The organism is Haloarcula halobia (assembly GCF_029338255.1).
Classification (GTDB): domain Archaea; phylum Halobacteriota; class Halobacteria; order Halobacteriales; family Haloarculaceae; genus Haloarcula; species Haloarcula halobia.
Genome location: NZ_CP119787.1, coordinates 1970959 through 1991655 on the forward strand (window position 1 = coordinate 1970959; position 20697 = coordinate 1991655).

Below are 20697 nucleotides of genomic sequence, written 5' to 3' on the forward strand. Positions count from 1 at the left end.
ATACTCTGTATCTATCCCGTGAACGTTTCGTGTCGTTCGCACCTCAACTGGGGCCTGTCGGTGCGAATATCACCCGCTTTGCTGAACGGGATGCCTGCCCTCGTACGCTCATCTCGACTCCATCGCCGACTCGCACTCACGAACTCACCACGACCGACTCACATCACCGAAGTACAACCGTTCCGAGCATGTCCGTAGTCAGTGTACAAACCGGAACGCGAGAAAACCCGCTCCGAGGATTCCAGTCAATAGACCGAATAGCAAGGCCCCACCACCGTTCGGTAGCTCGTCGAGCGGTCGTTCTGAGAGATACAGTACAGACTCCGCTGTGCGTGTCAGCACGAGATCTGCCGGGCGACTCGCGGAGTCCATCCCGTCACGTCGAGGTCGAGCGTAGCCACGGACACTGACGGTATCTCCTGGGCTGAGCGTCTGTTCGAAGTACGTCCGCTTACTCGAATCAACGACGTACTCACCGGCGGTGGTCGTCATCGGATCTACCGACAATCCGTCGGTCTGATCTACGAATTCTTTGACCCGCTCTGGTGGAGATTCGCCGTAATCGGTTTCTACGTGAACATCGAACGTCTCGAACTCACACTGGAGACCCTCGACAGATACCCCTTCTACAGACAGGATGGTTTCTGGTGTGAACACGTCGTCTGTTTCGTTCCCGACGACTACGTCGTCTATGTCGACGAGTATCTCCGCATCATCGTTCGAAAGGAAAAACGGGACTGCTCTGACACCCCACGCAGATCGCTCCCACGAGTTCGTCTTGGGAGTATCATACTTCTCTTTGATCTCCCACGCCGATAGAACACACTTCTCGTCGCTTTTGATCGGGGACGTGAACGTATCCTGCTCAACCTTGGGGGTGATTTCACCCCGAATCCGAACGACTCCAGGTGATCGAACTTCACCGATCGCTTGCCGAGGGGCTTTGGCAACGACTGAGGCCAGTTTCCGCTTGTTCCACCCCCAGTAGAACGACAGGCCGCTGGCGAGCACCAAGAGGACGCCACCCCACAGGGCGATCTCCCGGATGAGAGTAGCGAGAAGATCGCTGACCAGTCTACCGGGCATCACCATAGAGGGTACGAACGAATCGTGGATAAACGATTGGGTCTCTCTCTCCGAATCAGTACAGCAATCCTGCCGTTCGCAACGAGAGGGGGCTGGGTTCGAGACGAAGAGCAGAGATAGGTCCACCGCGATCGGGTCTGCCGACCACGGGCGTTCGGTAGCAGTTCCCGATCGTGTGCCCGTCGACGTACAAACGTAAAGTGTCTCTGTCGCGGACACCTCTGTATGGTTGACACAGCCATCGACGACGTCGACAAAGCGATACTGTACGCGCTTCAGGAGGACGCCCGGAACATGTCGTCCGGTGACATCGCGGAGCGAACCGGAACCTCCGACAGCACGGTTCGCAAGCGCATCCAGCGACTCGAGTCCGAAGGTGTCATCAAGGGATACCGCGCCAGCGTCGATTACCAGAAGTCCGGGTACCCGCTCCGGATGCTGCTCTACTGCACCGCGTCGATACCGGACCGGGGTGACATCGTCCCCGAGATTCTCGAGATAGACGGTGTCATTTCGGTCCAGGAACTGGTCACCGGTGAACAGAATCTCCTCGTCACCGCCGTCGGCGAGACGGACAGCGACATCACCCCGGTGGCTCAGGAACTTCTCGACATGGGTCTCACAGTCGCCGACGAAGTGCTCGTCCGGAGCCACGTGACGACCCCCTTCGGCAGGTTCGACACCCGGACAGCGGACGACCAGTGAGCCCAGGCCCGGGGTGGGCCCAAACTCGCAGGCGGCTCCCTGCGTGGACTCTCCCGGCCGTCCAGCAACCAACGTGCTCGAATCACCGTATTGGTCGGGAGTGCTGTTCTGTTGCTCGGTGACGTCGCCACAGCACCCTCTCCCGGTCGTGGCTGTCGTTCCGTCGACGGGACTCTTCCGTGACGCACCCGCCAAGTGCGGTGTGGCACTGTGCTGTCCTTCCCGTCTCGTCGGCCCTGCTCTGTGTAGCCCGTAGCCGTCTGGGCGCGGTCGACGTGTCCGTCCGTTCGAGACTGCTTTGAACTATAATGTTCGTTCGATACCAATATTCGAACAGTCTGGTAATATAGACAGTTTTAATAGACAGTTTGTTACACATTGGGGTGAAGACGACCAGTACCGGTACCACGACGCTGCGTGGACACCGGGAAAGGTCGCAGACCGAACGATGTCAGGACACAACCAGAACCCGACGGTCGGAGCGCTCCCGGACACGACGGCGGAGTCGCCGCTCGTGCCCGTCGCAGTACGTGGCTCGTGTGGTCGCTGTTCGCCGCGAGCATCGCCGTCCTGAGCGCTCGAATCCTGTTCGGCGAGGCCTGGGAGGTACCGGGCGTGGCCGTCGTCGACGGCCTGACGGTCCTGCTGTGGGTGGTCGTCACGTTCGTCAGCGGCATCGTCCACAGTTACTCGCGCCGCTACATGGCCGGCAACGCCGTCGAGACGGAATTCTTCGCCATTGTGTTCGGCTTCACGGTGGTCGTGCTGGGGCTCGTCGCCGCCGACCACGTCGCCCTGTTTGGCGCGTTGTGGCTGACGATGGGGCTGCTGATGGCGAGGCTCGTCGGGGTCGTCGACGAATGGAGGCAGGCACAGGCGGCCGCGAGGGTCGCCCGCTCGTACTTCCTCGCGAGCAGCGCCTTGCTCGGCGTCGCCGTGACGACGCTGTGGTGGGCGACGGGGGCGACGACGATCTCGGGCATCGCTGCGGCGACGGACTCACTCGGCGGCACGGTCCTGGTCGTCGCCGCCGGTACGCTCGTCCTCGCGGCGATGATACAGTCGGCCCTGGTGCCTTTCCACACCTGGCTGCTCTCCTCGATGACCGCGCCGACGCCGGCGTCGGCGCTCATGCACGCGGGGTTCGTCAACGCGGGCGGCATCCTGCTGGCTCGCTTCGCCCCCGTCGTCAGCGTCGACCCCTCGATACTGCTGGCCGTCGTCGTCGTCGGCGCCGTCAGTGCACTGGGAGGGAAGCTGCTCAAATCCGTCCAGTCGGACGTCAAGGGCGAACTCGGTTGCTCGACGGTCGGCCAGATGGGGTTCATGATACTGCAGGCCGGCCTCGGGTTCTTCGGAGCGGCGATAACTCACCTCGTGCTACACGGCTTCTACAAGGCCTACCAGTTCCTCGGTGCGGGCGGCCAGGTCCGGCGTCGCGCTCCGGGAACGCCCGCGACGGAGGGTCCCGATCTGACCACCGTCGCAGCGACGCTCGTGACCGCCCTCGCAGGCGGCGCGCTCTTCGCACTCTTGACCGGGAAGGGCACGAGCCTCGACAGCGGCCTCTTGCTCGCCCTCTTCGTGGTCCTCACCACGCTCCACGCGGCGAGAAGCGCCGTCCGGCACAGCGCCCTCTCGGCGACGGTCCGTTACGGGGCCGTTCCGCTGGTCTTCCTTCCAGCCATCACCGTCTACGCGCTCGTCTACACCGCCATCTCGGCGCTCCTCTCGGGACTGCCGGTCGTTACTGCGGCGACCGAACTGACCGGACTCCACGTCCTCGTGGCCGTCGCCTTCGTCGGCGTCTATCTCGCCATGGAGGCCGGCGTCCACGAGCGCAGTCAGCGCCTCTACGTCGCGCTGGTGAACGCGAGCCAACCACCACAGCCCACCGTCACGACCACCTCGGAGGACTACCATGACCACTGAGACGACGATTCGAGACAGCATCGACAAGGCAGCGACCATCGTCGGGTCGGTCTGGCCGATCCACTCGTTCGTGACGGCCAACCCTCTCTCGGGGTTCGAGGACCTCCCGTTCGACCAGGCCGTGACCCAGGCAGCCGACCTGCTCGGGGGTCGCGGCTACCCGCGCCCAGAGACCTACCGCGCCGCCCTCGAAGACGGGCAGATAGACCCCGGGATACTCGAGGCAGAGCTCGCGGAGCGCGGCTTCGAGGCCGACCCCGAGACGCTGCTCGGCCGCATGGACACCGACGTCGAGCACGACGCCCCGGACACCGCCACCGAGCGCGTCGACCACGTCCTGACGAAGTGGCTGGCGGCCTTCCTCGACGAGGGGCGCGCCGAGTGGGAAATGCCGAACGGCGAAGCCGGGTTCTACGTCGCTTTCCGGACGGTGGCCGAGCACGACGGCGACATCCCCGACGAGGGGATCGTCGGGAACCTGCCCGACACGCCGCTGGCGGCCCTCGAGACGCTGCTGGAACCGTACCCGGAGAGCCAGTGGGTCCCGATCTTCGAGGAGCAACTGGCCGCGCTTCCGGGCTGGACCGGGTTCGTCAAACAGCGTGCCGAGGACGGCGAGGACTGGCAGTCTGCCTCCCCGATCACGCTCGCGGGCTACCTCGCTGCCCGCCTCTCGTTGTACGACGCGTTCGACGTCGATGTCGAGCCCTCGACCGGCCCCGATAGCGCCGACGCCTACGCCGTCGACGAACTCGCCGACGCGTTCCTGACCGCCTGGGAGGCGAGTTACCGCAACGACGTCGTCGAACACGTCGCCGACGGGAGCGAGTCCCTCGCCGAGCGTGGGTCGTCGGGGCGCCCCGACGCGCAACTGGTCTTTTGCATCGACACCCGGTCTGAGGTCATCCGCCGTCACGTCGAGGCCGCAGGCGACTACGAGACCCACGGCTACGCCGGGTTCTTCGGTATCCCGATGGAGTACCAGGGCTACGACGCCGACGTGGCCGTCGACGCCTGCCCACCAATCCTCGAGCCACAGCACCGCATCTCCGAGGTACCGACCGACGACGACAGACGGGCGAGTCACGCGAAGTGGACCAGCCTCCGCGAGGCCGCGCGTTCGATCATCAAGGCGCTGAAGACGAACCCCGCGACGGCCTTCGGCTTCGTCGAGCACGCCGGGAGCGGGTACGGGTTGGCACTCGCCGCCCGGACGCTCGTCCCCGGCCGCGTCGCCGATCTGTTCGACGCTGCCGACGCGGTCCCCGACGAACACGCGTTCTGCGACCAGACCGTCCACCACCAGCACACCTACGCCGGCGACCTCCCGGTGGGACTGACCCACGAGGAGCAAGTCGAGTACGCCGCGACCGCCTTCGAGTTGATGGGCTGGGAGGCGTTCGGTCGCCTGGTCGTCGTCACCGGCCACGCCAGCGAGACGGCGAACAACCCCTACGACGCGAGCCTCGACTGCGGGGCCTGTGCCGGTAACCCCGGCGGCCCGAACGCGCGCGTGCTCGCGTCAATCTGCAACGACCCGGACGTCCAGGCGTCGCTGCGCGAACGCGGCATCGACGTGCCGGAAGACACCGTCTTCCTCGCCGGCGAACACAACACGACGACCGACGAGGTCGACCTGTTCGACGGCCACGTCCCCGAGAGCCACGCCGACGAGCTCGAACAGTTGCGCGCGGACCTCGCGACCGCCCGCGCGAACGCGACAGCCGAGCGCGCTGCGTCGATGGGCGCGGACGCCACGACGGGCCTCAGCGAGACGGAACGCCGCGCTGCCGACTGGGCCGAGTCCCGCCCCGAGTGGGGGCTGGCCGGCAACGCCGGGTTCGTCGTGGGCCCACGCGAGCTGACACGCGACCTGGACCTGGACGGCCGTTCGTTCCTCCACTCCTACGACTGGTCGACAGACCCCGAGGGCGACGCGCTCGAAGCGATACTCACGGGCCCGATGGTCGTCACGCAGTGGATCAACGCCCAGTACTACTTCTCGACGGTCGACAACGCCGTCTACGGCAGCGGGTCGAAGGTGACCCACAACCCCGTCGGGAACGTCGGGGTCTACCAGGGCAACGGCGGCGACCTGATGACCGGCCTCCCGTTCGAGTCCCTGATGGCCGCGGACGGCGACCCGTATCACCAGCCGCTCCGCCTCTCGACGGTCGTCCACGCCCCGGTCGAGCGCACCACCGAGGTCCTGGCCGACCACGACGGACTGACCGAACTGCTGGACAACGACTGGCTCTCGCTGACGGTCGTCGACCCCACCCGGGACCACCGCGCGTTCCACTACGAGGCGGACCTGGAGTGGACCCCGGTGGCCGGAGAGTCGGAGGTCCCGTCGGCGGAAGCGAGCGCGCCGACGGTCGCGGACGACTGAACCCAGGCTTCGAGTCCTCTACTGCCGGCGGTACCGGCCAGCACCCTCCGCCCGCCGGAACGGCCCCGCTGGCGCGTGGCCGCCTTCTGGCCCACTCCGACCGGACCGTGCCTCCGTCTCCCGCTTTAGGCGGTCCTAAATATCGAAAGAGGTTTTATGTTTTAGGTAGGCCTACGATATGCACGACGACCCAGACGGTTCCGACCGCGCGACGCGACGAGCGTATCTCCAGTACGGTGGCGCCCTCCTCGCCAGCGGGCTCCTGGCCGGCTGTTCCGGCGGGAACGACGGCGACGGCGGCGGTTCCACCGCCTCCGAGACGCCGACGGCCACGGCGACGCCGGAACCTACGGAGTCCGCGGACGCGGAGGCGACGGCGTCCGGGGGCGATTCCTACGCCGTCGAGATGGCGCCCGCCGGCCGCGTCGAGTTCGACGCGCCGCCCGAGACGGTCACGCACTACTTCCTCGACTACGCCGACATGGCGGTCGCACTCGGCCACGGCGACACGATTCTCTCGATGGGGCTGCCCTCCAGATTCCACACCAGCCACTACGACGAACTCGAGGGCGTGAGCGTCGACGTCGACTCTATCACGGCCCTGAACGGCGACAGCGGCATCGACGAGGAGATATTCTACGAACTGGACGCCGACCTCCACCTCATCGACCCGCAGTGGCTCGTCAACAACTCCTTCTTCGGGCTCGAGGCGTCCGACGTCGACGAGATAGCCGAGAACGTCGCGCCCTTCCTCGGGAACACCAGAACGTCCTCCTGCTGGGCGAGAAGACGGCGAGCTCGCTCGGCATGAACGTCGAGCGGGTCCGCTTTGCCCTCTCGGGAATCGCCGTCCTCGCCGCGGCGGCCAGCATCGCCGTCGCCGGCGTCGTCGGTTTCGTCGGCCTCATCGTCCCCCACGTGGTCCGCAACCTCGTCGGCAGCGAGTACAAGAAACTCGTCGTGGGGTGTCTCTTCGCCGGGCCGGCGTTGCTGGTCGCCGCCGACGTCGGCGCCCGTCTCGCGCTGAGTCCGATACAGATACCGGTCGGCATCGTCACGGGACTCGTCGGCGGGCCGTACTTCCTCTACCTGATGCGGAAACAGGACGCGATGGGTGATATCTGATGGTCGACGAGAGCGTCTTCGACGAGGAACGACCGAAGCGCGTCCGAAACAACGGCGCGGGTGACTCGCAGACCGCGGCCGGTACCACCGGGGCAACCGGAGCGTCGGCCGCGAGCGAACTCGTCGGCGAGGACCTCGCCATCGGCTATCCGACCACGGACGACCCGGTCGTCGAGTGCGAGAGCGTCGTCATCCCCGCCGGCGAGGTGACGGCCCTCGTCGGCCCAAACGGGAGCGGCAAGAGCACGCTCCTGAAGGCGATGGCCGACCAGGTCGCGCCCGAACGGGGGCAGATACTCCTCGACGGCGAGGCTGTCCAGTCGCTGGACTCGAAGGCCCTCGCGACCCGCCTGGGCCTGCTCTCCCAGGAGAACGAGTCACCGGGCTCGATAACGGTCGAGGACCTGGTCTACCACGGGCGGTACCCCCACCGCGGGTTCTTCGAGTCCGTCACGGCGGACGACGAGTCGGCCGTCGACCGGGCCATCGACCTCGCGGGCGTCGACCACCTCCGGGACGCCGAACTCGGGACCCTGAGCGGCGGACAGAAACAACTCGCCTGGATCGCGATGGTACTGGCCCAGGAGACGGACGTGCTGTTGCTGGACGAACCGACGACCTACCTCGACTTGCACCACCAGCTCCGCGTCATGGAGGTGGTGCAGACGCTCAACCGCGAGGAGGGAGCGACTGTCGGCATCGTCCTGCACGACATCGGCCAGGCCGCCCGGTTCGTGGACAACCTCATCGCGATGAAAGACGGCGAACCGTACGACTGGGGCCCGCCGAACGAGGTGGTGACCGAGTCGCTGCTGGCCGACGTGTTCCAGGTCGAGGCCGACGTCGACAGCGAGAGTTCCACCGGCCCACACATCGCCCCTCACCGGGCGATAGAGGAGTGAGCGCGACGCGGACCCGACGGACGCGCGCTGGTGGAGTTCTGTCATCGGGTCGCTGCGGGCGTGTTCGAGTCGCTGTATCAGTTCGGTTACCGCGACGTCGAGACGGCGGTGATGGGCGTCTACCTCGACCTCGCGGAGAGCGTCGGGGACCCGGACGAACTGTGCCTGTGCCTCCTCGAGAGCAGGGCCGCGAGCTGGACCGCAGACTCGCCCCCGCCGCGGCCACCGGCGTCCTCGTGGGGGTCGCCACACGACTCCCGTCAGCCGATTCCAGTCTCGATCCGGTCTTTCGACGCTGGAGACGCTCGACCGGGGTGGTCTGCTCTCGGGGTACACCTGCCGCACGGAGGCGGCCGACCCCGACGACGCGTCGCAATCGACGGTCCCCTCGGCGCTGCTTATTCGCGCTGGAGGTTCGGTCCCGGCTTCCAGGTGTTGCCCTCGAGGACGACCAGGTCGTAGCGTTCGAGCACCTGGAGGGTATCGACGACGGCCTGTGCGTCGAAGTTCACGGACATCGTGTCGGGCAATCGGTCCGCGATGGCGCTTCGCGTGCCCCCGTCCATCTGGACGACCGTCTCGAGCAGCGTCTCCAGGTCGGCCATGAGCGGTTCGAGCCCCGGGCTTCCGTCGGTCGGCGACTGGAGTCTGTCCATGACGTCGTCGTAGTTACCGGTGATTTCGAGTGATACGGCCACAGTATCGTTTTCCGGTTCGGAATCGTCGGACATATCGATGAGATTCACAGAGAAATCCTAAAAGTGTTTCCATCGATGGTTGTTCTGCGACCGTATCGATTCCAGATACGGGCACCACCTGGCTGCCCTCGGGGTCCGATACACCGGTCACGGACGCGTGGTTCCGCCAGACTCCCTCACGGCGTGAGGTCGGGTCATGAGTCGCGTTCGCAGTCACAGCCGCGCTGTTCGAACAGTTCCGTGACCGAGTACTGCGAGCCACACTCCTGGCAGAGCACCTGGGCGTCGAGGAACACCTCGAACTCCCCGAGGTCGAACCGGCCCGAGTTGCGCAGCTTCTCGATGCGCTCCTCCGTGACCGACATCGTCCTGGTCATCAGTCGCTGAATGCTCTCCAGGTCCTTCTGTATCTTCTCGTCGTCTGACGGTCCCTCGTAGGCCGCGCCCCGCCACTCCTTGAGATACGAGCGTATCGCCTGATACGTGACGAAGTCGCTCAACAGCTCGTCGACGTCGACACCGTTTCGCTCCAGTCGACTGCGCGTGTCGGTCTGCACACCGGTACTCACCTCCTCGTCTGTGAGGTTCCGGTAGGTCATGTCCACGTTCGTCTCGAGCGCGCTCATGCCGGCGTCGAGGAGCCGCTGTTCCAGGAGGCGCTTGTTGAACAGCGTCGCGAGGTCGCGAAGACTCATCCGCTCTTCGCCCGTGCCGGTCCAGCGTGCTTCCAGTTCCGCGCCGAGTCCGTCGAGGTCGTAGCCGTCGATGAGCCGAGCTACTTTGCTCGACGGACGGTCTTCAGTCGCGTCAGCCATCTAGTGTTCGAACCGTGGGGCGAGACCAGTAAAAGCGTGTCGCCCTCAGATGTCTGTGATTCTGTGGTAGTCGTCGTCGAGCGCCTGGGCGTCCTCGGGGAGGAGCGCCACGACGAGGTACTCGGCGTAATCGCTGAAGTAATCGACCAGCGCCGCGATGCGGTCTGCGTCGATTGCTTCGAGGGAGTCGAGCAGCATGAACGGGACCACCTCGTGGAGGTCGTGGACGAGATAGCCCGCCAGCGCGAAGATGAGTCCCGTCACCTTCCGCTCGCTCTCGCTGAGGTGATCGATGGTGTCCTCGTATGCCGCGCCGTTCTCGGTGGTCCGGACGATGTGCAGTTCGAACATCGCGCGGTCGACTGTGCGACGCCCCTCGCGGACGGAGCGCTCGACCCGCTCGATCCAGATGCGGTCCAGGTTGTCGTACTCGAGGGTCTCGAGCAGCGCGTCCATGTGCTGGTTGAACTCCTCGACGGCCTGGCTCTCGATCTGGTCGATCTTCGTCCGGAGGTCCGTGAGCTGGTCACCCAGCTCCTCGCGCTCGGCTCTGAGCTCGTCGGCGTCCTCGAGCATCCCCTCGATGGTTTCTATCTCCTCTGTCACGTCTTCGAGGTCTGACTCGAGGCGGTCGATCTCGAACTCGAGCTGGTTGGCCTCCGTGTGGAGAGAGAGGATCTCCTCGAAGTCCTCCGACTCGAGGTCCTCGACGTCGGACTCGAGGCTCTCGACCGTCTCTGTCAGCGACTGGCGCTGTTCCTTGAGCGACTCGACCTGTTCGGTCCGCCGGTCGATTTCTGCCGCGATGTCGTCGAGCTTCTCGTCTAAGTGCTCTCGCCGGCGCTGTTTGCGCTCGGCCTCCGACTGCTCGTCCTTGAGGTCTTCCAGTTCCGTCTTGAGGTCGTTCAGTTCGGCGACTTTCTCCTGGCGCAGCGACTGGAGCCGCTCGACGGTCGCCTCTATCTGTTCGCGGTCGACGGTCGACCCACAGGTCCAGCAGACCAGGTCCTCCTCGTCGTCGGCGAGCAGCTTGTCCGTCACCTCGCCACTCGTCGACGTGTCCTCGAGTGTCTGCAGGACCTCGTAGTCGTCGTCCTCGAGGCGCTCCTCGTTGTACTGGATGAGACTCTGGAGGTCGGAGATCTCCGTGCTGAGCGACTGCCGCCGCTCCCTGAGTCGGACGATCTCGTCCTCGAGGTTCGCGTGTTCGCCCATCGGGGCCGACGGGAGGTCCTCGCGTTCGGCCTCGAGGTCGCTCCGTTCCGATCTCAGCGAGGCGATGCTCTCCTCCTGGGTCTCGATCTTCCGACGGATGGACTCGATCTCCGAGCGCGTCTCGCGGAGCTCGTCGAGCTTCGACTCGAGCTTCTGTTGCTCGCGACGACTCTCCTCGATGTTCTGGCTGTTCTCGTCGATCTCCGCCTCGAGTTCGGCGAGCTCGTCGCGCTTGGCCTCGATCTGTTCGCGCAGCTCGGTCCGGCGCTGTTCGAGCCGGGGGAGGTCCGTCTTCCGGTTCTCGATCGTGGCGAGCTCTTCGTTTATCTCCTCTTTCTCGGCTTCGAGACTGCGTATCTCCTCCTTGATAGCCGCCGTATCCACGGGGCGCATGATGATCTCCCGGAGGTCGTCCCCACGGGCGACGGACTGCCGTGGTTCGTTGGTCTCGAGCAGGAACGCGAAGAGATCCGCCACTTCGGGCTCCTCGAGGAACGGGTCGCCCGAGAACTTCACGGCGTCTCCCGTGTGAGTGAGCGTTCGCTCGTACGTTTCGCCGCCGAACTCGAGTCGGATGTGCCCCTCGTCGGCGTCGCCCTTGAGCGTTACCTCCCGACTGCCCATCGCACCCATGATGGACTGGAGGAAGGAGGTCCTGTTCGTCGCGTTCTTCCCCGTCAGGACGGTTACCCCGGGTGGGATGTCGACCTGTGCGCTATCGATTCCGCCGATGTTCTCGACGTCGAATCGGGCGACTTCGGAGACCTGACTCGATGAACTCATTGCTACCCGATTGGCACGTCCATTATAAAAATCAACTGGTCGAAGTGACACGTACGGCCCGTAGCGGCTGTAATAATGAATGTACAATTGTTACTCATCATCGCATGTCACGTTCCTCACTTTGACATCCACCCCCGAGGAGGGCGCGGGGGTGTCATACCGCCCTGCCGGCGCTGCCACGCCGTAGCGATGCCAGACCGGACTGGCGACGGCTTCCCGTTGCTGTGTGGCAGCGTCGCCACCGGCCCGATCAACCACCGCGGTGGGCCCGTGTCGTGGGATTCCTTTGGGGCCAAATCGCCGGAGTTCTGTTCAAACAAATCACATTTGGATGCGAATATCTCAATTTCACGTCGAGTGGGTCTAGGAGTATCCCTGACTCTCTCTCTCTCTCTCTCTCTGTATCGCTCACCTGGACCTCCGGACCGGGGGCCACCGGGCCGAATCCAGACGCTGAGTGGCGCTCCGTGCCGATAGGACTACATCCGTCCGTGACGGGCAGGTCCGCGTTCTTATAAAGCCACGCGCGTGACCCGGCGGTATCGGTGGGTAAGTAAAACATTTATTGTTCTTAACACGGTACAGACACCCATGTCAACTTCCCCCGCCCGCGAAAACCCCCACTGGTTCCTCGACTCGCTCAACGAGTACGTCGCGGAACCACTCGAGACGGCGACAGCGTCTCTGGAGCGCGAACGGCGGGAACTCACAGCGGAGTGTGACGCCCTCGAGTCGTTCCGTGACACGGTAGCGGACGTGCGTCCAGAAGTCATGACCGGACGCGGGCAGTTTCTGGTCGGGGCCAACGGGGGGTCGAGCGACGGAACGGACACCGTCCGGCGGGCCTACGAGGAGACGTTCTACGCGGTCGACCACCAGGACGAGGTCTACGATGACACGCTGGTCGAGAGCATCGCGAGCGAGTTCGGCTGGGACTTCGCCGCCGTGTTGCGCCCGGGCAGCGACGTCCAGTTCTCCCGGACGCTCAAGGAGGCCCTGCTCGGCGGCGTCGAACGGGCCATCGACGAGCGCCAGTCGCTTCTCTCCTGCGTCGAGTCCGAAGAGGCCTCGGTCGAACGAGCGGCCGCCGACCTCGCCGACCTCCTCGAGCCGATCGATAGCAGCGTCCTGCCCGAGTGGTACCGGAGCACCTTCGAGAACGAACTGCGGGCCATCACCGACACCAGACAGCAAACGCTCCACGACCGGACCAAGACGTTCGACAACCACGACTTCTGTTCGTACCTCTACGAGGAGCCCGAGTGGACCTACCCCGTCCTGACGAGCGTCGCCCGCCTGCGGGAATCGGTGTCGATCCAGTAGGTCCACACACTGGGGCATCCGTCGCGTTGCTGGCCCGGTGGGCGCGTCGATACTACGTGGTGGTCCGCTCGCCGCGTATCCTCCGAGTAATCGCTACTTATCGGCTTCGTCCGTTCACGCCGTCCCGAGCTCGCCGCGTAGCGACGCTCTACCAGGCACGTGGTACTGCCGCCGGGGACGCCGAGCGTGCCATTTCACCTGGCGAAACCGGCGATAGGAAGACATTTACAATGTCAGATCGCACCGGGACCGGGTATGCCGGACACGGGCGGAGCGTCGGCCGAAGCCTGCTGGCCCCGACGTCGGAACTGGCTACACTCGCGTGAGACGCCTCCCGCGTCGACGTGAGAGCGGCCCCGGCCGACTTCCTCATTTCGGCCGGCGTACGCGGGCACGAGGACCCCCGCTCTGTGTCGTCAGTCGCCTGCCGCTGTATCTCCGCACGGTCGGCGCAATCCGCTATTACTCCCGGATAACTCGGTTATAACAATAGTACTGTACCGCCTGGTATCTCTCGGGGAGAGGAGTTATAGAGACTAGCTGGCCGACATCCCTTGCCATCCCACCCGACCCCACCCACCCCCAGGCCACGCACCGGGACGATTGCCGGGCCGTTTTCGGCACTCGCACCCCGCATCTCTCCCCGAAAACTCTCATCCAGTGTGTCTCTCGAGCCAGGTCTCTCGGTGGCGACGCTGTAGCGTACGTGCTCCCACCAGACCCCTCCAGGGGCTCTGACTGCGTCGGGGGAGTGGGACACTCGTCGACTGCGACGCACCGCCGCGATTACACTCCCACCATCCGGCGGTGAGGGGGAACGAAGGCCCGGGGATCGGAATTACCGACGTCTCAGAAAGGGACCACGGACGGCACGGAGTCGTCCGGCCCCGGTTCACTCGACGGTCACGCTCCTCGCGAGGTTTCGGGGCCTGTCTATCGCCCTGTCGAGCGTGTCGGCGACGCAGTACGCGAACAGCTGGAGGTTCCCGAGGACGCCGGTCAGTTCCGGGGCGGTGTCCGGGACGGGCAGCCTTTCGTCGAACCCGCCGTCGACCAGGTGACCGACCACGTCGGTGTCCGTCTCGCTCGCGAACCGGTGGCCACGCGCGACCAGTTCGGTCTGCAGGCCCTCGTGGTTCTCGATGATGCCGTTGTGGACCACCGCCACCCGACCGCTACAGTCCGTGTGCGGGTGGGCGTTCGCATCGGTCGGCGGTCCGTGGATGCTCCATCGGGTGTGCCCGATGGCCCCACGTCCGATCGGGGAGTTCACCGCAGACGTCGTCGAGGAGGCCCGAGATCTGCCCGGCGTGCTTGCAGACGGCAGGCGAGTCCCCCAGGCCGACGGCGACTTCCGCGGAGTCGTAGCCCCGATACTCGAGGTTCTGCAGTCCACGCAGGACGCTCTCGAGGTCCGGGTCGGTGCCGTTGGCCGCGATAATACCACACATCGCTACCTCCGGTGAGTCGTGCTGCCTGGCGGTCGGAGCGTGGTCGCGATGTCCGGGTGTGTTCACGTCTGAGGGCGACTCCGGCGTGCTGCGTCGTATCATAGCACTGGCTGCTGGTAGACACTGGTCTGGAGACGTCGCCGCTGCACCGTAATCGGAGTCTTGCTGGAGAGTATCCACAGTCTACTCCGAGCGCTGCTGCCGCCGAAAACGAAGCCTCAGACGTCGCGGTTCTCGGCCGCCCAGTGCAGCGCGGAGGTGGCGCCGGCGATGCCGACGACGAGTGCGAGCATCGCCATGACCGCCCAGCCGGGAACCGGTGCGAGGACCGAAAGCGCCAGGACGAGGACCCCGACGACGGAGACGCCCGCGTAGTACTTGTACCAGCGCCGGGCGGGTCCCTCGTCGGCGTGATCCAGGTACTTCTCGAAGTGGACGGCTTCGTCGGTGAGTTCGACGTGGCCGCGGTTCTGGTTGAACTCGACGACACCGATGTCGTCCATCTTCGGTAGGTGACACTGGTAGAGGCCGACGTAGACCCGCTTGCGCTGGCTCGAACTGAGTTCGGCCGTCGTGATCCCGTTCTCGACGGCCGCGACGTGTTCGGCGAGGTCCGACAGCGAGACTCGTTCGTCGCGCTCGCGGAGGTACTTGATGACCTCGCGGCGGCGGCTGTTCTTCAGAATCTCGAAGATGAGGTCGAGCGACGGCTCCGGCAGGGCGTCCGACGCCTCGTCGCTTTCTGACTCCGGCGTAGCCGGTTCTGAAGTGCTAGTAGTGACTGATTGCTCGTCCACGTCCCGTTCCGATTGCGACATTTGTTGGTCCTTGACTCCCATAGTTTCCCTTTCCCGATACCGTGGCCGATTCACGAAGCCTTACGAGGGTGAGTCGGCTCTCCCCCCGTGGCCGTTGTAGCCACCCGATTGTACTCGGTGTAACTGTTATTCTATTGGAAAGTACTTAATCCTTTGCAACTGCTGAGTAGGCGATACTAATTCGATAATATCATCTTATACAGATAGTAGGGAAGCCGTTGCTGTGGCCGACCGGGTCCCTGGGACGCTCTTGGGGCCGTGCTGTCGGCGGTCGTATCGGGCTCGGTAGGGTACTCGTTTCCGGTGTTGAGGTTTGCTGGTGCCTCGCCGTCTCCGGAGACGCGGCCGCTATTACGTCGGGTCTGTGGTAGCGAGGGACCCCCTGGGTCCTTCGTGGAAACAGCCGTCAAAACCACCCGGCGCTGCGCGAGCTATCTCGACATTTGGCTCCGAATACATGAGGTATGGCCCAGGTAACAAAGGCCTTTATAGGCCAAATCCTGCACTGTGATTTACGAATACCACCTGACTCGGACCCCGTACGAAAGACACTGGGAGTAACAGCCGATGATAGGCTCTGACTCTGCAGTGATACCACGCGACGACGCCTACGAGGTGCTCAGCAACCCTCGCCGTCGGGCGATACTCCACATCCTCCGGACCGCAGAGACACCGGTAGAAGTGACCACGCTGGCTGCGAAGGTCGCCGGGTGGGAGGAGGGCGTTGCGCCCGTCGACCTCACGAGTCGACAGCGAAAGCGTGTCTACGTTTCGATGTACCAAACGCACATTCCGAAGCTCGAGTCGGTGGGGCTCGTTGCCCACGAAGGCGAGTCGGTTCGCCCGACAGATCGGATTCACGAGATAGACGGCTACCTCTCGAAAGAGAGCCGGTGGGTCCCCTGGTACTACCTGACGACGGCGACCTCCGCGTTCGCGGTGGTCCTGTTCGGCGTCGCCCCACTGGTGCCGTCGTTGACCCTGTCGCTGGCTTACTTCGCCGTGTTCTTGCTCGTGGCCGCCATCGGGCTCAGCGCCGTCGGCGGCTTCGTCGAACACAGGAACCGTACCCGTAAACTCCCGGCCGAGCTTTCGACCTACCCGCCGTCGATACAGGTGACCACCAGTGACTGACGCCAACCGTCCGGGAAGGGTCGCGGAGACGCGCCCCTCCCGTGCGCAAGAGTTATCCGCGAACCGCGTGAAACAGATAGCAGTCGGTGTGACAACAAACCGCAGGGACCGGCGTGAGCGCGCCGTCGGCTCCTGGACTACAGCGCCGAACTACGCATAATGGCAGACTTCGATCAGTGGGACAAGGTAAGTTACGTGATCAGTTCACGGTATCGCGTGGAGACGATTCGACGGTTGTCGGAGGGTCCGGCGACACCGTCACTCATCGCGAGTGACCGCGAGCTCAGCATCGCGCACGTCTCACGGGCACTACAGGAGCTTCGGGAGATGGACCTCGTCGACCTCCTGGTTTCGGAAGATCGGAAGAAAGGGCGCGTCTACGGTATCACGGACGGGGGGTTGCAGGTCTGGGAGACCATCGAACGAAAGAACATGGCCTGACCGTCTCCCGTTTGGACCGACCGTCCCACGTCGTTTCTCGTCTTGGTATCCGGGTCAGTCGTGTGCACTGTCGAGCCTATCGACCTGGATGCCCGTCCGGTCGAGCTCGATGTGACAGCCCGCGTGTGTGAACTCGAACCGGAAGTCGTCGCCTGCGCTCTGCCGGACCAGGCGGTTCAGCGCGTCGGTGTCGATCTGATCCCCGATCGGCTCGATGTCCGTGACGCTCTTCTCGAGTGTCTCGGAGAGCTTGATAGCGATCTCGGTGCTCGGTGCCCGGTCGACGGAGTCCGTGACGCTACTCTCTTCAGTTCTCAGTTTCTCGTCCGTCCACATACCTCCGCTTTCGTGAGTGGTTATATATATCTACTGAACTCGATGGAAGCGACGTGTCCTCGCGTCCGGCGACTGACCCGCCGGCCACCACCGAAACCGAGCGACGGAAGCCCTTCCTAATCGGATCGTTCTAGGCGGCTTACCGGGGCCGTTCGATGTCCCAACTCGAACTGGCACGTACCCGGGTGCCATTACAATCTATCTAACAATATCTCCGTATTCGGTCTACTGTGACATGGCTATCAGCCACAGACAGCTGATTCTGATCGGCTTCGCAGTCGTCGGAATCGTCACGGTCGGCGCCGTGACGGGAGGGTTTAGTGAACCACTCTCTGCACAGGAACAATCACTCGAGACAACGGACGTCGGCTTCGCGGTCGACGACGTGAACGACTCCGATCGCGTCCTCCCGGGCGAGGACCTGACCGTCTGGGCGACGGTCCAGAACCCCGAATCGTCCGAGCAGTCGCGGCAAGTCGAACTCCGTGTGGACACGGACGGTGACGGCGTCCTCGACACGACGGTGGCACAGCAGGAGGTTACGCTCGGTGCGGACGCGTCCAGGACAGTCGAACTGACCGTCCCGAGCGAGGGGCTGGCCCCGGGCACCTACACGTACGGGGTCACGACTGGCGACGACGACCCGCTCGAGACGAACGAGTTCGTCGTCCTCCGACCGACGACGTTCACCTTCGACGACGCCAGCGCGTCCTCCCCGGTCATCCAGGGCGACAGTACGACCATCACGGCCACCATCACGAACGACGGCGAGACGAGCGGTGTCCAGGACGTCGAACTCTACCTGACCGACGGGAGCGGCTTCGGCGAGGACGACCTCGAGACGAGCAAGTCACTCTCGCTCGGCCCGAACGAGTCCGGGACCGTCTCCTTCTCGGTCGGGACTGCCGACCGCTCGGCCGGGTGGTACCGCTACGAACTGCGCACCGAGGACGACGAGCGGACCGGTAGCCTCGTCGTCCACCAGCCGGCCACGTTCGAGGTGACCGACGTGAACGGCTCACTCGACGTCGTTCGCGGTGAGACGGCCAACGTCACCTGGACTGTGACGAACGTCGGCGACGTGAACGGCACGCAGACGGTCACGTTCGCTCACGACGGCGAAGCCATCGAGAACAGAACGCTGACGCTCGGCGCCCGTGAGTCCGCGGACCTCAAGTTCAGCGTCGACACAACCAACCACACGCGCGGGAACTACACCTACTCACTGGCTTCGACTGACCACGAGGCGTCGGCCGACCTGCGCGTCCGCGATAGCGAGTTCACTGTGGTCGAACTCCGGGGGAACGACACCCTCTACATCGGCGACCCGATGGTGTTTACCGCCACGATCCAGAACACCGGCGACGCGAACGAAACGCAGACCGTCGAGTTCAAGGTCGACGTCGACGGCGACGACCAGCCCGAGTCCTACGGCATCACGAAGAACGTAACCCTCGCGCCAAACGAGACCAGGGCCGTCGCGTTCGAGGTGCCCTACATGGAGGACCCCGACCCGTTCAACACCGTCGAGGACTGGGTCCGCGGGACCTACATCTACGGCGTCTACACCGAGGACACGGAGATGAAATCCGTCTTCGTCGCCAAGAACAAGGGCTCCGGTGGCTCCGGTGGCGGTAGCGGCGACGCCTCCACGGAGTCCAGCGACTCCAGCAGCGAGGACATCCTCTACCCGACGCTCGACGAGATCTCGGTCGCCAAGACCGGACACCACTACGACGATCTCAGCGCGGAGACCACCCCCCAGATCGAGGAGATCTTCGCCCGCCAACCGTTCGCCGACGGCCTCGACATCACGCAGGTCTACACGCGCGAAGAGTTCGCGCGCAAGGTCTACGACGTCCCGGTCCCCCGGAGCGCCGACTTCGAGTTCAGCGAACTCGACATGGACCTCCAGCAGACGATAGAGGCCGAGTACGACGCCCAGTTCCTCACCGAGGAGGGTGACACGGTCGAATCCTGGGACGAACTCGCCCAGGCGAAACACGGGACCGACTACGAGAGCCTGAACGACACCGAACAGGCTGCCATCCGCGACGCGTACCTGGCGCAGTTCGACTGAACCACGGTCGCGGCTCGTTCTTACGCACGGTATCGCAGTTCGGTCACCCCGAGACTCGCTCGGAGTCCCCAGAGCGTCCCCGTTCGCTCGTCGTCTCCAGACAGTGTGTCCGCACGCTCGCTCACGGCGGTCGCGGGACCGCCCGGCGGGTCGCCACCGGCCACGCGCCGTCGTCGGGCCTGTCCGGACATGTCCCATCCTGGTATCGAGTTGCCCCGAATACCGTCACTACCGACTGAAAGCAAGGAATAACAATGCGACTTTCAGGGCAAGGAGAGGGTGGGAACGGGATGGTCGACACGGGGTCGACGTCACCGGTACCGACGCAGCATGAGATTTACTGAACGTACCCACGCACGAACCGACGACGGTCGCTCTGATGGTCACCCGCAGGACGTGTGCCTCCAGCACAGACGACGAGCGGTCGGTACGTCGACCGGGACTCGACTGTCCACCGGCGGAGGTGGCTGAGATGTACAGAGGATCCTCGGTCGGGGTCGTCATCCCCGTCTACAACGAGGCGGCGTTCATCGGCGAGGTGCTGGAGACGATACCCGGATTCGTCGACAAGGTGTTCGTTGTCGACGACAAATCGACCGACGAGACGTGGTCTGTCATCAACGAGTACGTCGCCGAGATGCCGCTGGAGACAGACCGGGCGCTCGAGTCGACCACCGACGGAATCGCCGCCCTCACCGACGGTTCTGGGGAGGAGTTCGCGTCGCCGTCCCCGGTCGAGGGCCGCATCGTCCCGGTCAGGCACCAGACAAACAGTGGGCGAGGCGCCGCGGTCAAGACCGGCTATCGACTCGCCCTGATAAACGACCTCGACGTCGTCGCCGTCATGGACGGGGACGGACAGATGGATCCGGACATCCTCGACCGTATCATCGACCCGGTCGTCGAGGGGACCGCCGATTACGCGAAGGGGAACCGCCTGGTCTCGCTCGAGCACTGCCGGCAGATGTCCAACTGGCGGCTCTTCGGGAACACGCTGTTGAGCGTCCTCACGATGGTCGCCAGCGGCCACTGGACCATCCGAGACCCACAGAACGGCTACACGGCCATCTCCGGGAAGGCGCTGGACCGACTGTCGCTCGACGACCTCTACGACGATTACGGGTTCCTCAACGACGTCCTCATCAAGATGAACGTCCACGACTTCACCGTCGTCGACGTCCCGATGGACGCCCTGTACGGCGACGAGGAGAGCGGCATCCGCTACGGTTCCTTCGTTCCCAAGCTCTCCCTGCTCCTGTTGCGCGGCCTCATGTGGCGGCTGTGGACGAAGTACGTCGAGCGACCGAGCCGCTCTGCCACGACTGCCTGAAAACCACGCGGCGCGAGGCGGGGCGATTTTCGGTACCGATGGCCAGTCCAGTGAGCTGCTGCACTGGCTGGTGGCAGCTCACAGTGGTGGTCGTCATCGAGCGAGCCGTCCCAATAGAACACGAGCGGCGC

General features: G+C 64.5%; 19 protein-coding genes and 2 pseudogenes. 12 read left to right on the top strand and 9 right to left on the bottom strand.

Features of this window, described 5'->3' with window-relative positions:
- Nucleotides 1-198: 198 nt before the first annotated feature.
- Nucleotides 199-1086 carry a hypothetical protein gene (locus P1K88_RS10510; RefSeq protein ID WP_276410130.1) on the bottom strand — a complete coding sequence of 296 codons (888 nt, stop codon included), beginning with the start codon at nt 1084-1086 and terminating at the stop codon, nt 199-201.
- A gap of 225 nt (nt 1087-1311) precedes the next feature.
- Between P1K88_RS10510 and P1K88_RS10515 the strand changes: the two genes are divergently transcribed.
- The 7 genes and pseudogenes from P1K88_RS10515 to P1K88_RS18455 all read left to right on the top strand — a co-directional run bounded on the left by P1K88_RS10515 (nt 1312) and on the right by P1K88_RS18455 (nt 8604).
- Complete coding sequence (locus tag P1K88_RS10515) at nt 1312-1791, top strand: Lrp/AsnC family transcriptional regulator (protein WP_276410131.1); 480 nt, start codon at nt 1312-1314, stop codon at nt 1789-1791.
- Nucleotides 1792-2239: 448 nt separating this feature from the next.
- Nucleotides 2240-3723, top strand: a pseudogene (locus P1K88_RS10520) (proton-conducting transporter transmembrane domain-containing protein).
- Nucleotides 3713-6115: a DUF2309 domain-containing protein gene (locus P1K88_RS10525; RefSeq protein ID WP_276410133.1), complete on the top strand. Its 2403-nt coding sequence runs from the start codon at nt 3713-3715 to the stop codon at nt 6113-6115. Before P1K88_RS10520 ends, P1K88_RS10525 begins: the two are co-directional and overlap by 11 nt.
- Before the next feature lie 178 nt (nt 6116-6293).
- Entirely contained in the window at nt 6294-6926 is a 633-nt protein-coding gene (locus P1K88_RS10530; RefSeq protein WP_276410134.1) for a hypothetical protein, read from the top strand.
- A pseudogene (locus P1K88_RS10535) lies at nt 6881-7240 on the top strand (FecCD family ABC transporter permease); the annotation flags it as partial. The gene P1K88_RS10530 and the pseudogene P1K88_RS10535, both read left to right, overlap by 46 nt.
- Nucleotides 7240-8142, top strand: coding sequence for an ABC transporter ATP-binding protein (locus P1K88_RS10540; RefSeq protein ID WP_276410135.1), 903 nt, complete (start codon nt 7240-7242; stop codon nt 8140-8142). The pseudogene P1K88_RS10535 and the gene P1K88_RS10540, both read left to right, overlap by 1 nt.
- A gap of 30 nt (nt 8143-8172) precedes the next feature.
- Nucleotides 8173-8604 (top strand): DUF7551 domain-containing protein, encoded by a 432-nt coding sequence (locus P1K88_RS18455; RefSeq protein WP_419181072.1) that lies wholly within the window; start codon nt 8173-8175, stop codon nt 8602-8604.
- Here P1K88_RS18455 and P1K88_RS10545 read toward each other — a convergent pair.
- From P1K88_RS10545 to P1K88_RS10555, 3 genes are all read right to left on the bottom strand, one after another.
- Nucleotides 8541-8873 carry a hypothetical protein gene (locus P1K88_RS10545; protein WP_276410136.1) on the bottom strand — a complete coding sequence of 111 codons (333 nt, stop codon included), beginning with the start codon at nt 8871-8873 and terminating at the stop codon, nt 8541-8543. The genes P1K88_RS18455 and P1K88_RS10545 overlap by 64 nt on opposite strands.
- 161 nt (nt 8874-9034) lie before the next feature.
- Nucleotides 9035-9655 (bottom strand): rod-determining factor RdfA, encoded by a 621-nt coding sequence (rdfA, locus tag P1K88_RS10550; protein WP_276410137.1) that lies wholly within the window; start codon nt 9653-9655, stop codon nt 9035-9037.
- A 45-nt stretch (nt 9656-9700) separates the two neighbouring features.
- Nucleotides 9701-11653, bottom strand: a complete 1953-nt coding sequence (locus P1K88_RS10555; RefSeq protein ID WP_276410138.1) for an archaea-specific SMC-related protein — start codon at nt 11651-11653, stop codon at nt 9701-9703.
- Between the two features lie 591 nt (nt 11654-12244).
- On the opposite strand from P1K88_RS10555, the gene P1K88_RS10560 reads away from it, so the two are divergent.
- Nucleotides 12245-12976: a DUF7260 family protein gene (locus P1K88_RS10560; protein ID WP_276410139.1), complete on the top strand. Its 732-nt coding sequence runs from the start codon at nt 12245-12247 to the stop codon at nt 12974-12976.
- Nucleotides 12977-13868: 892 nt separating this feature from the next.
- On the opposite strand, the gene P1K88_RS18460 is transcribed toward P1K88_RS10560, so the two are convergent.
- The 3 genes from P1K88_RS18460 to P1K88_RS10570 all read right to left on the bottom strand — a co-directional run bounded on the left by P1K88_RS18460 (nt 13869) and on the right by P1K88_RS10570 (nt 15245).
- The gene (locus P1K88_RS18460; RefSeq protein ID WP_379786806.1) at nt 13869-14249 is read right to left on the bottom strand and encodes a hypothetical protein; all 381 of its coding nucleotides are present in this window, start codon (nt 14247-14249) and stop codon (nt 13869-13871) included.
- Nucleotides 14152-14427, bottom strand: a complete 276-nt coding sequence (locus tag P1K88_RS10565; RefSeq protein WP_379786805.1) for a hypothetical protein — start codon at nt 14425-14427, stop codon at nt 14152-14154. Before P1K88_RS10565 ends, P1K88_RS18460 begins: the two co-directional genes overlap by 98 nt.
- Nucleotides 14428-14645: 218 nt before the next feature.
- Nucleotides 14646-15245, bottom strand: a complete 600-nt coding sequence (locus tag P1K88_RS10570; RefSeq protein ID WP_336407537.1) for a DUF7344 domain-containing protein — start codon at nt 15243-15245, stop codon at nt 14646-14648.
- 588 nt (nt 15246-15833) lie between these two features.
- Here P1K88_RS10570 and P1K88_RS10575 point away from each other — a divergent pair.
- Entirely contained in the window at nt 15834-16379 is a 546-nt protein-coding gene (locus tag P1K88_RS10575; protein ID WP_276410141.1) for a DUF7344 domain-containing protein, read from the top strand.
- A 159-nt stretch (nt 16380-16538) separates the two neighbouring features.
- Nucleotides 16539-16820 (top strand): winged helix-turn-helix domain-containing protein, encoded by a 282-nt coding sequence (locus tag P1K88_RS10580; protein ID WP_276410142.1) that lies wholly within the window; start codon nt 16539-16541, stop codon nt 16818-16820.
- A 54-nt stretch (nt 16821-16874) separates the two neighbouring features.
- Here the strand turns inward: P1K88_RS10580 and P1K88_RS10585 are convergent, their stop codons facing one another.
- Nucleotides 16875-17156, bottom strand: a complete 282-nt coding sequence (locus tag P1K88_RS10585) for a HalOD1 output domain-containing protein (protein WP_276410143.1) — start codon at nt 17154-17156, stop codon at nt 16875-16877.
- Nucleotides 17157-17391: 235 nt separating this feature from the next.
- On the opposite strand from P1K88_RS10585, the gene P1K88_RS10590 reads away from it, so the two are divergent.
- Nucleotides 17392-19236, top strand: coding sequence for a COG1361 family protein (locus P1K88_RS10590; RefSeq protein ID WP_276410144.1), 1845 nt, complete (start codon nt 17392-17394; stop codon nt 19234-19236).
- A gap of 20 nt (nt 19237-19256) precedes the next feature.
- On the opposite strand, the gene P1K88_RS10595 is transcribed toward P1K88_RS10590, so the two are convergent.
- The gene (locus P1K88_RS10595; protein WP_276410145.1) at nt 19257-19427 is read right to left on the bottom strand and encodes a hypothetical protein; all 171 of its coding nucleotides are present in this window, start codon (nt 19425-19427) and stop codon (nt 19257-19259) included.
- 281 nt (nt 19428-19708) lie between these two features.
- On the opposite strand from P1K88_RS10595, the gene P1K88_RS10600 reads away from it, so the two are divergent.
- Nucleotides 19709-20566: a glycosyltransferase family 2 protein gene (locus P1K88_RS10600; protein ID WP_276410146.1), complete on the top strand. Its 858-nt coding sequence runs from the start codon at nt 19709-19711 to the stop codon at nt 20564-20566.
- Nucleotides 20567-20697: the final 131 nt, after the last annotated feature.